The organism is Cupriavidus cauae (genome assembly GCF_008632125.1).
GTDB lineage: Bacteria > Pseudomonadota > Gammaproteobacteria > Burkholderiales > Burkholderiaceae > Cupriavidus > Cupriavidus cauae.
Genome location: NZ_VWRN01000025.1, coordinates 118,206 through 130,129, shown reverse-complemented (window position 1 = coordinate 130,129; position 11,924 = coordinate 118,206). Strand labels below are relative to the sequence as shown.

Below are 11,924 nucleotides of genomic sequence, written 5' to 3'. Positions count from 1 at the left end.
CGAGCGAGGCGCCATTGTGTTGGCCTCGCCGGACGCTCTCTTTCGATTTGCAGCGGCAGCTTGCTGCCACGGCCGCGCCTGCAGGGCCGCCTGTGGCTTTGTGTGGGCCGCGCGTCAGGCCCCCGGCCGGCAGCGCGTCAGGCCCCGGCTTGCCCCAGCACGCCTGCCACCGCGGCGACGCGTGCCTGGTGCACGCGCTCGCGGATCAGCTCGACCTGCCCCGCGCATTCGCGCGCGATGGCGCCGGCATCGACGCCGGCGGCGGCCTCGCGAGCGGCCAGCAGGCGCGCCGGTTGCGGATAGTCGCGCTGCTCGAAGCCGAGCCGGCCGCGCGCGTCGGCCTCGCAGGCCTGCAGGGCCTCGGCGAAGCGCTCGGGCTTGCGCAGCGCGTCGCAGCGCTCCAGCAGCCGCGTCACCGCCGCGGCACCGAATTCGCCGGATCGATGGATATTGCCGTGCTCGCGCGCGACCAGCACGGCGAGGTCGCGGCAATCGGTCGGCACGCGCAGCCGCTTGCAGACCGCTTCGAGCAGCGCCACGCTGCGCTGCTCGTGGCCGATATGGCGCGGCAGCACGTCGGCGGGCGTGGTGCCCTTGCCCAGGTCATGGACCAGCGCGGCGAAGCGCACGGTCAGCGGCGCCTGCATCGCGGCGGCGGTATCGATGACCATCATCACGTGGACGCCGGTATCGACCTCGGGGTGATACTCGGCGCGCTGCGGCACGCCCCACAGCCGGTCCAGTTCCGGCATCAGCCGCGCCAGCGCGCCGCACTCGCGCAGGACCTCGAACATCCGCGACGGGCGCGCCTCCATCAGCCCGCGCGCCAGTTCCTGCCAGACCCGCTCGGCGACCAGCGCATCGACCTCGCCGCTGTCCACCATCGACCGCATCAGCGCCAGCGTCTCCGGCGCGACGGTGAACTCGGGCAGGCGCGCCGCGAAGCGCGCCAGCCGCAGGATGCGCACCGGGTCCTCGGCAAAGGCGGGCGACACGTGGCGGAACACCCGGGCGGCCAGATCGCGCTGGCCGCCGTGCGGATCGATCACCGGGCCGACCAGTTCGCCGTGCTCGTCGACCGCCTGGGCCATCGCATTGATGGTCAGGTCGCGCCGGATCAGGTCGTCCTCCAGCGTGACGTCGGGCGAGCAATAGAAGGCAAAGCCCTTGTAGCCGGCGGCGGTCTTGCGTTCGGTGCGCGCCAGCGCGTATTCCTCGCGCGTGCGCGGATGCAGGAAGACCGGGAAGTCCTTGCCGACCGGCTTGAAGCCGGCCGCCTCCATCTGCGCCGGGGTCGCGCCGACGACCACGTAGTCGCGGTCCTGGCTCGGCGTGCCCAGCAGCTGGTCGCGGATGGCGCCGCCGACGGCGTAGATCTGCATGAAGCTCCTTCCCCGGTCCGGTCCTTCAGTGATGGACCACGACCGCGTCGTCGCGATCCGGCGCGACGCGATACGGCTCGTCCGGCGCGAGGAAATCGCGCTCCTCACGGGCGGCGGCGATCCAGCGCTGCAGCGCCGGCAGTTCCAGCACCAGGTCCGCGTAGGCCTTGGCCGGTTCCGGCAGATGGACGCCGTAGGTCGCGAAGCGGCACACCACCGGCGCATAGTAGGCGTCGGCGATCGAGAAAGCACCGAACAGGAAGGGGCCGGCCTGGCCGAAGCGCTCGCGCGCCTGCTGCCACAGCTGCACGATGCGGTCGATATCGCGCTGCACCGCGACGTTCCAGCCCATGCCGGGCAGCATCGCGCTCAGGTTCATCGGCATCTGGCTGCGCAGATTGCCGAAGCCCGCATGCATCTCGGCGCAGATCGAACGCGCGAACGCGCGCGCGGCCGGATCCTGCGGCCACAGCTGCCTGTCGGGGAAGCGCTCGGCCAGGTATTCGACCACCGCCAGCGAGTCCCACACCAGGATATCGCCGTCGATCAGCGCCGGCACCTTGTTGGCCGGCGCATAGCGGCCGATCTCCTCGGCGAAGCCCGGCGTAAACAGGCGCACCGGCACTTCCTCGAACGGAATGCCGGCATGCGACATCAGCAGCCAGGGACGCAACGACCAGGAGGAATAGTTCTTGTTGCCGATGACGAGCTTCATTTGCGAGTCCTTCGAGAGGGAGAGAGCGAGGCGCGCACCGTGGATGGCATGCCGGGGAGACGGCTCGGCGCGCCACTCTGCGCTTCAGGCCGAACATTGTAGCCAGCGGCTCCGGACCGGACCAAACGAATTGGACTCGCAAGCGGTGTCAATCCGGGTCACATAGGCGGCGCGCCAACGTGTTCCTCACCGCCGATGCACGCTCGAGCGCAGCGCCTCCAGCCGGGTCTCCCGGCCGCCCGACAGCGCCTCGGTCATCACCGCCTCCAGGCTGGTCGGATGTACGCCCAGCTCCGGCGCCATGGGGCCGCTCAGCACATTGTCCAGACGCATCGAATCGAGGTTGTCGCGCGACATCACCGGGCCGCCCGGCATGTGTTCCAGCACGGCCGCCTGCAGGCGCGCCAGCGCATCGGGCAGCGCCAGCACCGGCCGCGGATGGCCCGACGCCTCGCCGGCGAAGCGCACCAGTTCCTCCAGCGTATAGACCTGCGGGCCGCCCAGCTCGTAGCAGCGGCCAATGGTGGCCGGGGTCGCCATCGCATTGACCATCGCCTGCGCGACGTCCTGCACGTAGACCGGCTGGAAGCGCGCCTGCGCGCAGGCCAGCGGCACCACCGGCGCGAGCCGCTGCATGCTGGCGAACAGATTGAGGAAATGGTCGTCGGGGCCGAACACCACCGAGGGGCGGAAGACCGTCCAGTCGAGCCCGCTCTCGCGCACCGCGCGCTCGCCGTCGCCCTTGCTGCGCAGATACATCGACGGGCCAGCGCTGTCGGCGCCGAGCGCGCTCATATGCAGCAGCCGGCGAACGCCGGTGCGCCGCATCGAGTCGATCAGCCGGCGCGGCAGCTCGACATGGGCCGCAGCAAACCCGGGCCCGTAAGGATCGCCGCGCCCGCCGTGCAGCACGCCGACCAGATTGACGACGATGCCCTCGATGCCCAGCGAACCGATCGCGCTGTCGAGCGCCGCCTCGTCGGTGACATCGAGCACCACGATCTCTACCCGCGGCAGGGCCAGCAGATCGCGCGCATTGTCCTCGTTGCGGGTTGCCACCACGATCCGCTCAGGGTCCATCGGCGGGATCACCACCGTCGCGTGCTCGAGCGGCGCGTTGCTGTGGTTGGCCACGCCCGACAGGCGCGCGACCAGATGACTGCCGATAAAGCCGGAACCGCCGATCACCAGTACATTGCTCGTCAGCATGATGTCCTCCGTGGCACGGTGGCCGCGGCACGGCTGCCGCGGCGGGTTTCGACCCAGCGTTCGCGCTGCGTTCGGCCTGCTTTCGGTTCAGGCCGGACACAGCGGCGGACATCGCGCGAGCGCGCCTTCAGCGCACCATCAGGGCAGGCTGGTGGTGGTCACCTGCGACGGCACCACGGTGCCCAGCCGCGCCTTCAGCGACTGCGGATGTCCGTGCATCAATGCAGCATAGTACGTGGCGTTGGAGAGCACATTCTTGACGTAGGTTCGCGTCTCCGTGAACGGAATGGTCTCGGCGAAGATCGCGCCCTCGACCGGCCGCGACAGGCTGGTGCGCCAGCTCTTGGGCCGGCCCGGGCCGGCGTTGTAGGCCGCCGAGGCCAGCGTCTGCGAGCTGTCCAGGTCGGTCAGCACCATGCTCATGTAGCTGGTGCCGAGCAGGATGTTGACGTTCGGATCGCTCATCATCGACGGCGTGAAGTCCGTCATGCCGATCTTGCGGGCGACGTACTTGGCGGTGGCGGGCATCACCTGCATCAGGCCGTGCGCGCCGGCGGACGAGCGCGCGTTCATGATGAAGCGCGATTCCTGCCGGATGATGCCGTAGGCCCAGGCCATGTCCAGGCCGGCCTCGTCGGTGGCGCGCTGCATGATGTCGCGGAACGGCATCAGGAAGCGCAGCGAGAAGTCGTGCTGCGACTGCGTGCGGTCGGCGGTGTTGACGGTGCGGTCCAGCAGCGAGATGCGGCGCGCGTACTCGGCCGCGGCCAGCAGCTCGCGGTCGCTCATGCCGCGCAGCTCCCAGTTCCACTCGCGGTTGCCCTCGAAGCGCAGGTCCATGTCGTAGAACGCCTTGGCGCGCTGGAAGCCGGGGCGCGTGCGCATCGCCATGGCCTCGGCATCGCTGACCTGGGTACGCGGCGGCAGCGTGATGCGCTGGCCCAGCTCCTCGCTGGCCAGCTGGCCGTAGAAATGGAAGCCGCTGGCGATGGCCTGGTACTGCTGGCGGGCCTCGTCGTTGCGGCCCGCTTCGGCCAGCGACCGGCCCAGCCAGTAGGTCCAGGCCGGATCCTTGGTGCGCAATTCCGGGCGCATCGATTCGATCGCCAGGCGCACCAGCTTCCAGTCACCCTGGCGCAGCGCCGCGCGCACGCGCCATTCCTGCGTCTCGGTCGACAGCCACTGGTTGCCGCCCAGCTCGACCTGACGGCGGAAGTAGCCGGCCGCGTCGGGCAGCAGCTTCTTGGCGGCGAACTGGCCGACCACGCCCCAGCCCGCGCCCTGCTCGTCGCGCGACAGGCTGCCGGAGCTGGCGGTCAGGTAGGCGGCGGCCTGGGCCGGATCGTTGCGCGCCATCTTGACCACCGTGGCCAGCGTATCGCCGTCGACGGCGCCGTCCGGCACGGTGGCGGCAATGCGCCCGGCCAGCGTGGTGTAGTTCTGCTCCAGCGCCGTGCGGGCCTGGAAGGCGACGTCCGCGCGGGTGATCTGGCGGCTCTGGTACAGATAGCCGATCAGGTCGACGCAGCCCTCGCCATAGTTCTTCGGCTCGGTCAGCAGCGCGCGCGCCTCGACGGCGACGTTCTGCCCCTTGAGCGCGCGCGACAGCAGCGCATAGCACTCGACCTGGGTATCGTCCTTCAGCACGAACTGCGGATACTGCGCGTCGAAGTTGGCCCAGTCGCGCCGCTTGCCGAGCACCAGAAGCCAGTCGTTGCGCATGCGGTCGGCGATCGCCTCGCCCTGGTAGCGCTGCAGGAACGCGCGCACCTCGTCGTCCGGCGCGTCGATGCGCGCCAGGCCGCTGGCGTCGAACAGCTGCGGCTTGATGCGGAAGTATTCGACGTACGACGGCACCGGGTAGTCGACCAGCGTGGCCGAGATCGCATAGGCGCGCGCCACGTCGTTCTTGCGGGCGGCCTCGCGCAGCGCGCGGAAGGCGTCGTCCGGATTGCTCGGGATCATCGCCGATGCGGCGCCCTGCCCGTTCGACGATACCGTGCGCTTCTGCGCGGCGGCCGGCGTTGCCAGCAGCGTCCAGCTCAATGCGGTGGCGATCGCCGTCAATGCGAACTGTCCCGCACGCTGCCGATATACTCCCTTGCGCATCCTGTCTTTCCTTGTTGTGGCGGCCCGGCCGGCCCTCCATGTGGCTGCCGAACCGCTTGAAAACCAATAGTCCGCGGACATTATCACACGCACTTCTCACCGGCCGACGCTGGACTAACGCCCCGCTTCGGCCCGTATTTCTTCCGCTCATGGCCAACGCACCGACCGGTCCGCTCGATCCCTCGCCAACGTCCCCGCCACCGTCGTCGCCGTCCGGCGATCCGGCGGCCGATCCCGCCGCCGAGCGCCGGGCGCTGCGCGCCGCGCTGCTGCAGCGTCGCGCCAGCCTGCCGCAGCGCGAGCAGCTGGACGCGCGCATCGAGGCCGAGCTGGCCGCGCTGCTCGACTGGCTGCCGGTGCGTTGCCTGGGGTTCTACTGGCCGATCCAGCAGGAGTTCGACGCGCGCGCCCTGGTGGCGCGCTGGCTGGCGGGCGCCCCGAGGCGCGACGCCGCGCTGCCGGCGGTCAGCCGCCCGGGCGTGCCGCTGGACTTCCATCGCTGGACGCCCGACACGCCCATGCGCGAAGGCCGCTACGGCATCCCGGTGCCCGACGGCACGCCGGCGGTGACGCCCGACGCGCTGCTGATTCCCTGTGTCGGTTTCAGCCCGGAGAAGTTCCGCCTGGGCTACGGCGGCGGCTTCTACGACCGCACGCTGGCCGCGCTGCCGGCCAGGCCGGTCGCGATCGGCATCGGCTACGAAGGCTGCCGGATCGCGCTGGCGCCGGCCGCGCATGACATCCCGATGGACTGGATGGTGACCGAGGCCGGGCGCTTCTAGGGTCCCTGCCTGCCCACCTTGGCGTCGTCCCCGCGAATGCGGTGGGCCAGTGGCCTTTGAAGACGCTGGATGCCCGCTTTCGCGGCAACGACAGCATGGCCGGTCGGCCTCGTCAGCCATCCGCGGGCGCGGACGCCGTGCCCTCCGGCAGCATCAGCGAATCGACCAGCGCCCGCATCCGGCGCCAGTGCGAGCCTTCCCAGAACACCCGCCGGCAGGCCTCGCAGGTCGAGAAGCGCTCGTGCCGCTCCAGCACGGCGGGCGGCACGCGCCCGGCCACCTCGTCGCTCGACGCGGCGCGCAGCGGCACATTGCAGCTCAGGCACAGCGAAAACGGCCGCGCCTGCCGGCGCAGGTCCAGCCGCGCGAAGATCTCGCGCAGCTGCGCCTGGGGCTTGAGCGCGCGCACGCAGCAGCCATGCGTGATGCTGCCGCGCTTGAGCAGCTCGCGGTCGCGCGTCAGCACGATGCGGCCCTCGCGCGCGGCGATGGCCTCGATCTCGCGGTCGTCGAAGTGGTTGTCGTAGAGGGTGTCGTAGCCGGTCAGCCGCAGCAGCGCGGCCAGCCCGCCCAGATGGGCGTCGGCGACGAAGCGGGTGACCCGCAGCGGTGCGGGCCGTACCCGCAGCAGCGGCGTGACGTCGAGCGCCTCGAAGGTCGGGTAGACCGAGACCCGGTCGCCGTCGGCCAGCACGCGGTCGAAGCCGCACGACTGGCCATTGACCAGGATCAGCTCGACCTCGGTGTGCGGCACCCCGAGCGCCTCGATCATGTGCTTGACCGTGGCCGCGCGGGCGCACGGACAGGACCAGTCCCGTCCGCGCATCGCCGGGGGAAGGAAATCGTTCAGCTCCTCGTAGAAGCGGAACGTGGCGGTAACCATGCGGCACAGTATGCCATCGGCGCCCTGCACCGCATGGCCGCCGTCGCGGCGCCGCGCCTTACAGCTTCAGCCGCTGCCAGATCGCCTTGGTGGCGCCCGCCGCGTTCAGCGTGTAGAAATGCAGCCCCGGCACCCCGCCGGCCAGCAGCCGCTCGCACAGCGCGGTGACGACGTCGAGCCCGAAGGCGCGGATCGCCTCGCGATCGTCGCCAAAGCTCTCCAGCCGCTTGGCGACCCAGCGCGGCACCTCGGCGCCGCACATCTCGGAGAAGCGCATCAGCTGCGAGTAGTTGGTGATCGGCATGATGCCGGGCACGATCGGCACGTCCACGCCCATCGCGCGCACGTCGTCGACGAAGCGGAAGTACGCGTCGGCGTTGAAGAAGTACTGGGTGATCGCCGAATCGGCGCCGGCCTTGACCTTGCGCACGAAGTTCTCGAGATCGTGCCGCGGCGAGCGCGCCTGCGGGTGGTACTCCGGATAGGCGGCCACCTCGATCTGGAACCAGTCGCCGGTCTCGGCGCGGATGAACTCGACCAGCTCGTTGGCGTAGCGGAATTCGCCGATCTCGCCCATGCCGGACGGCATGTCGCCGCGCAGCGCGACGATATGGCGGATGCCGTTGTCGCGGTAGGTGCGCAGGATCTCGCGGATGCCCTCGCGCGTGGAGCCGACACAGGACAGGTGCGGCGCGGCGTCGATGCCGTCGCGCTGGATCTCCAGCACGGCGTCGAGCGTGCCCTGCTGCGTGGTGCCGCCGGCGCCGAAGGTCACCGAGATGTATTTGGGCCCCAGCGGGGCCAGCTGTGCGCGGGTATTGCGCAGCTTTTCCCGGCCCTCGGGCGTCTTGGGCGGGAAAAACTCGAAGCTGTAGTAGCGGTCTTGCATGATGGTGGCGCCGCCGCCGAGGCGGCGCTGGGAAGGGGAGTGCCCGGCGTCAGGCCACTTCGCGATCGCGCAGCAGCAGGCCGGCCAGCAGGGTCGAGATCACGCTGTACAGCAGCGAACCGAGCAGCGCGGTCCAGAAGCCCGACACGGTGAAGCCCGACAGCAGATTGCCGACGAACAGGAACAGCAGCGCGTTGATCACGAAGATGAACAGGCCCAGCGTCAGCAGCGTGACCGGCAGCGTCAGCAGCACCAGGATCGGCCGGATCAGCGTATTGATGATGGCCAGCACCGCCGCCGCGATCATCGCCGAGCCGAAGCCCCGCACTTCGATGCCGTCGACCACCGCGCTGATCGCGAACAGCGTCAGGGCGTTGATGATCCATACCGCCAGCAATCTCATGGCAACTCCTTGTCGGTTGGTTTGCTCCCGCTCCCGCTGGCGGGAGAGGGGCCGGGGGAGAGGGCCCGGGCGGCGGTCGTCATGTTCGCTGTCTTGCCGATGCCTGGCGCCGCTGCCCGCTCCCCAACCCTCTCCCGCGTGCGGGAGAGGGAGAAAACCACGTCAATAACGGTAGTGATCCGCCTTGTACGGGCCTTCCTTCGGCACGCCGATATACGCGGCCTGCTGGTCGGTCAGCTCGGTCAGCTGCGCGTTCAGCTTCTTCAACTGCAGGCGCGCGACCTTCTCGTCCAGGTGCTTGGGCAGCGTGTAGACGCCGACCGGGTACTTGCCGCTATCGCGCTCCTGCCACAGCTCGATCTGCGCCAGCGTCTGGTTGGCGAACGAGCTGCTCATCACGTACGACGGGTGGCCGGTCGCGCAGCCCAGATTCACCAGTCGGCCCTTGGCCAGGATGATCAGCTTCTTGCCGTCGGGGAAGATCACGTGGTCGACCTGCGGCTTGATCTCGTCCCACTGGTACTTCTCCAGCGAGGCGATGTCGATCTCGTTGTCGAAGTGGCCGATATTGCAGACGATCGCCTGGTCCTTCATCTTGACCATGTGGTCGTGGGTGATCACATGGTAGTTGCCGGTGCAGGTCACGAAGATGTCGGCCTTGTCGGCGGCGTATTCCATCGTCACCACGCGGTAGCCTTCCATCGCGGCCTGCAGCGCGCAGATCGGGTCCACCTCGGTGACCCACACCTGCGCCGACAGCGCGCGCAGCGCCTGGGCGCTGCCCTTGCCGACGTCGCCGTAGCCGCACACCACCGCGACCTTGCCCGCGATCATCACGTCGGTGGCGCGCTTGATGCCGTCCACCAGCGATTCGCGGCAGCCGTACAGGTTGTCGAACTTGCTCTTGGTGACCGAGTCGTTGACGTTGATCGCCGGGAAGCGCAGCTCGCCCTTCTGGGCCATCTGGTACAGGCGGTGCACGCCGGTGGTGGTTTCCTCGGTGACGCCGCGGATCGCTTCCAGGTTGCGGCTGTACCAGCCCGGATCCTGCGCCAGCTTTTCCTTGATCGCGGCGAACAGGTACGTCTCTTCCTCGCTGCCCGGCTTGGCGATCACCGACGGATCGCGCTCGGCGCGTGCGCCCAGGTGCAGCAGCAGCGTGGCATCGCCGCCATCGTCCAGGATCATGTTCGGCGTGCCGCCGTCGGCCCAGTCGAAGATGCGGTGGGTGAAGTCCCAGTATTCCTTCAGCGATTCGCCCTTGAAGGCGAACACCGGCGTGCCCGAGGCGGCGATCGCGGCGGCGGCGTGGTCCTGGGTCGAATAGATGTTGCACGAGGCCCAGCGCACGTCGGCGCCGAGCGCCTTCAGCGTCTCGATCAGCACCGCGGTCTGAATCGTCATGTGCAGGGAGCCGGCGATGCGGGCGCCCTTGAGCGGCTGGCTGGCGGCGAATTCCTCGCGGATGGCCATCAGGCCGGGCATTTCGGTTTCGGCGATGGCGATTTCCTTGCGGCCCCAGCCGGCCAGGCCGATGTCGGCCACCAGGAAATCGTTCTTCAGATCGGTCACAGCGTTCATGTTTCACTCCGTCGAAGAGTGGGACGCCGGTGACGAAAGAGGGGACGGGTCCGGGACGGCTGCGGGCCCAGGGACTGGGTGCAGCGTGCGGATAGGTCGACTCGCCACCGTGCGAACCACGGTTCAGCGAGCGCCGTTGAAGACATTCCGAGCCTGGCGGATGGCAGAATGCGGGGTTGGGCCCGCGCGCCGTCCGTTGCAACGCTCCTCGGAGTGGCGGTATTGTACCTGCCCTGCGCGGCGACGGTGTGCCGCTCTCCGAATTCTTTTCGGCCGGTCCGGACCCGCTCGGCAACCCGCCGCCGGCCCTCCCGGACCTCGCCTTTCGACTCGCTATGACCGCCTTTCCCCCGCGTACCCTGACCATCGCCGGCTCCGACTCCGGCGGCGGCGCCGGCATCCAGGCCGACCTGAAGACCTTCGCCGCGCTCGGCTGCTACGGCATGAGCGCGATCACCGCGATCACGGCGCAGAACACGCTCGGCGTGACCGGCGTGCATGCGATTCCGGCGGAGATGGTGGCGGCGCAGATCGACGCGGTGGCCACCGATATCGGTATCGACGCCGCCAAGACCGGCATGCTGGGCACGGCGGCGATCGTCGAGGCGGTCGCCGCGGCGGTCGATCGCCACGGCCTGCGCAAGCTGGTGGTCGATCCGGTGATGGTCGCCACCTCGGGCGCCACGCTGTCGGACGACGCCACCGCGCAGGCGATGGTGCGGCTGCTGTTCCCGCGCGCGCTGCTTGTCACGCCCAACCTGCCCGAGGCCTCCTATCTGCTGGGCCGGCCGGTCACGCGCCGCGCCGACATGGAGCGCGCCGCGCGGGAGCTGATCGAACTGGGGTGCCAGGCGGTGCTGCTCAAGGGCGGGCATCTGGCGGAAACCGGCGAGCAAGGGGGCGAGCAAGACAGCCTGGACGACCTGCTGATGAGCGCCGACGGCAGCGTGCGCGTGTTCAGCCATCCGCGCATCGCTACCCGCAACCTGCACGGCACCGGCTGCACGCTGGCCGCCGCGATCGCCTCGCAGCTGGCGCGCGGCGACGCGCTGGAGCAGGCGGTCGGCACCGCGCTGGATTTCGTCGCCGAAGCCATCGCGGCTGGCGCGGACCTGCGGCTAGGGGCCGGCAACGGCCCGCTGAACCACGGCTTCGCGCCGCGGGTATTGGGATGATGAGAGTATTGCCGGGCGCTGCATTGCGCTCTCCCCTGGCCCTTTCCCCTTGCCCTCCCCCGCTTGCGGAAGAGGGCAAGGGCGCCTCGACAGCCGACGCGGCTGATCGCCCCGTCAGTTCCCCCCGGCCGCCAGCGGCACCAGCTTGAACGCTGCCCGCGCCACGCACACCACGTTGCCGGCCGCATCCTTGACCTCGCCGTCGCAGAACGCGATCCGCGCGCCGCGCCGCATGCAGCGGGCCTCGAAGGTCAGCTCGCCGCGCGCGGCGGCCAGGAAGTGGGTCGACATGTCGATCGTGATCACGCCGGTCTCCAGCGGCGCATGCGAGCGCGCCGCGCCGCTGAGCGTGAAGTCCAGCACCGCCATCAGCGTGCCGCCATGCACGTCGCCACGGCTGTTGACCAGGGCCGGATGCGCCGGCAGCCGCGTCCGGCACAGCCCGTCCTCGATATGGACGGGCTGCAGGCCCAGATGCCGCATCAGCGGGACGTCGATGCCGAAATAGGGCTTTTCGGCCGTGCCCGGCGAAACGGGAACGATTTGCGGGACGATTTGCGCGCTGCTTTCCAAAACCACTTCCTTACTCGAGTTCGATCACGACCTGGCCCTCGGCGACCGCATCGCCGGGTTGCACCAGGATGGCCTTGACGACGCCGGCCTGCTCGGACTCGAGCGGGATCTCCATCTTCATCGACTCGATGGTCATCACGGCATCGCCGGCCGCAATGGTAGCGCCAACTTGCACGTCGACGGCGCAGACATGGCCGGCGACGGCCGCTTCGATTTGCTTCAT

At 69.6% G+C, this 11,924-nt stretch carries 12 protein-coding genes and 1 riboswitch; of the genes, 2 read left to right on the top strand and 10 right to left on the bottom strand.

The window, feature by feature from the left end; genetic code table 11:
- Positions 1-137: 137 nt before the first annotated feature.
- The 4 genes from F1599_RS08660 to F1599_RS08645 all read right to left on the bottom strand — a co-directional run bounded on the left by F1599_RS08660 (position 138) and on the right by F1599_RS08645 (position 5,415).
- The gene (locus F1599_RS08660) at positions 138-1,382 is read right to left on the bottom strand and encodes a multifunctional CCA addition/repair protein (protein WP_149317221.1); all 1,245 of its coding nucleotides are present in this window, start codon (positions 1,380-1,382) and stop codon (positions 138-140) included.
- A gap of 25 nt (positions 1,383-1,407) precedes the next feature.
- Positions 1,408-2,097 (bottom strand): glutathione S-transferase family protein, encoded by a 690-nt coding sequence (locus F1599_RS08655; RefSeq protein ID WP_150082768.1) that lies wholly within the window; start codon positions 2,095-2,097, stop codon positions 1,408-1,410.
- 186 nt (positions 2,098-2,283) lie between these two features.
- Entirely contained in the window at positions 2,284-3,306 is a 1,023-nt protein-coding gene (locus tag F1599_RS08650; protein WP_150082767.1) for a complex I NDUFA9 subunit family protein, read from the bottom strand.
- 138 nt (positions 3,307-3,444) lie between these two features.
- Positions 3,445-5,415: a lytic transglycosylase domain-containing protein gene (locus F1599_RS08645; RefSeq protein ID WP_150082766.1), complete on the bottom strand. Its 1,971-nt coding sequence runs from the start codon at positions 5,413-5,415 to the stop codon at positions 3,445-3,447.
- Between the two features lie 149 nt (positions 5,416-5,564).
- Here F1599_RS08645 and F1599_RS08640 point away from each other — a divergent pair, with 149 nt between their 5' ends.
- Positions 5,565-6,197: a 5-formyltetrahydrofolate cyclo-ligase gene (locus F1599_RS08640; RefSeq protein WP_150082765.1), complete on the top strand. Its 633-nt coding sequence runs from the start codon at positions 5,565-5,567 to the stop codon at positions 6,195-6,197.
- Positions 6,198-6,309: 112 nt separating this feature from the next.
- On the opposite strand, the gene F1599_RS08635 is transcribed toward F1599_RS08640, so the two are convergent.
- The 4 genes from F1599_RS08635 to ahcY all read right to left on the bottom strand — a co-directional run bounded on the left by F1599_RS08635 (position 6,310) and on the right by ahcY (position 9,953).
- Positions 6,310-7,080, bottom strand: a complete 771-nt coding sequence (locus F1599_RS08635) for a Mut7-C RNAse domain-containing protein (RefSeq protein ID WP_150082764.1) — start codon at positions 7,078-7,080, stop codon at positions 6,310-6,312.
- Positions 7,081-7,138: 58 nt separating this feature from the next.
- Positions 7,139-7,969, bottom strand: coding sequence for a methylenetetrahydrofolate reductase [NAD(P)H] (metF, locus tag F1599_RS08630; protein WP_149317227.1), 831 nt, complete (start codon positions 7,967-7,969; stop codon positions 7,139-7,141).
- 49 nt (positions 7,970-8,018) lie between these two features.
- A complete protein-coding gene (locus tag F1599_RS08625) occupies positions 8,019-8,372 on the bottom strand; it encodes a phage holin family protein (protein ID WP_150082763.1) in 354 nt (117 codons plus the stop codon).
- Positions 8,373-8,534: 162 nt separating this feature from the next.
- Positions 8,535-9,953, bottom strand: a complete 1,419-nt coding sequence (gene ahcY, locus F1599_RS08620) for an adenosylhomocysteinase (protein WP_149317229.1) — start codon at positions 9,951-9,953, stop codon at positions 8,535-8,537.
- Between the two features lie 121 nt (positions 9,954-10,074).
- A riboswitch (S-adenosyl-L-homocysteine riboswitch) is annotated at positions 10,075-10,169 on the bottom strand.
- Positions 10,170-10,288: 119 nt separating this feature from the next.
- Here ahcY and thiD point away from each other — a divergent pair.
- Positions 10,289-11,128, top strand: a complete 840-nt coding sequence (gene thiD, locus F1599_RS08615; RefSeq protein ID WP_150082762.1) for a bifunctional hydroxymethylpyrimidine kinase/phosphomethylpyrimidine kinase — start codon at positions 10,289-10,291, stop codon at positions 11,126-11,128.
- A gap of 114 nt (positions 11,129-11,242) precedes the next feature.
- Here the strand turns inward: thiD and F1599_RS08610 are convergent, their stop codons facing one another.
- On the bottom strand, positions 11,243-11,683 hold the full coding sequence (locus F1599_RS08610; protein WP_370639562.1) for a PaaI family thioesterase: 441 nt from the start codon (positions 11,681-11,683) through the stop codon (positions 11,243-11,245).
- A gap of 28 nt (positions 11,684-11,711) precedes the next feature.
- On the bottom strand, positions 11,712-11,924 hold the full coding sequence (locus F1599_RS08605; RefSeq protein ID WP_006580124.1) for an acetyl-CoA carboxylase biotin carboxyl carrier protein subunit: 213 nt from the start codon (positions 11,922-11,924) through the stop codon (positions 11,712-11,714).

Bases quoted from the DNA above. Each gene is read 5' to 3' on its own strand.
- F1599_RS08660 (WP_149317221.1), bottom strand. From the start codon at position 1,382: ATGCAGATCTACGCCGTCGGCGGCGCCATCCGCGACCAGCTGCTGGGC.
- F1599_RS08625 (WP_150082763.1), bottom strand. From the start codon at position 8,372: ATGAGATTGCTGGCGGTATGGATCATCAACGCCCTGACGCTGTTCGCG.
- F1599_RS08650 (WP_150082767.1), bottom strand. From the start codon at position 3,306: ATGCTGACGAGCAATGTACTGGTGATCGGCGGTTCCGGCTTTATCGGC.
- F1599_RS08655 (WP_150082768.1), bottom strand. From the start codon at position 2,097: ATGAAGCTCGTCATCGGCAACAAGAACTATTCCTCCTGGTCGTTGCGT.
- F1599_RS08645 (WP_150082766.1), bottom strand. From the start codon at position 5,415: ATGCGCAAGGGAGTATATCGGCAGCGTGCGGGACAGTTCGCATTGACG.
- F1599_RS08635 (WP_150082764.1), bottom strand. From the start codon at position 7,080: ATGGTTACCGCCACGTTCCGCTTCTACGAGGAGCTGAACGATTTCCTT.
- thiD (WP_150082762.1), top strand. From the start codon at position 10,289: ATGACCGCCTTTCCCCCGCGTACCCTGACCATCGCCGGCTCCGACTCC.
- ahcY (WP_149317229.1), bottom strand. From the start codon at position 9,953: ATGAACGCTGTGACCGATCTGAAGAACGATTTCCTGGTGGCCGACATC.
- metF (WP_149317227.1), bottom strand. From the start codon at position 7,969: ATGCAAGACCGCTACTACAGCTTCGAGTTTTTCCCGCCCAAGACGCCC.
- F1599_RS08640 (WP_150082765.1), top strand. From the start codon at position 5,565: ATGGCCAACGCACCGACCGGTCCGCTCGATCCCTCGCCAACGTCCCCG.
- F1599_RS08605 (WP_006580124.1), bottom strand. From the start codon at position 11,924: ATGAAGCAAATCGAAGCGGCCGTCGCCGGCCATGTCTGCGCCGTCGAC.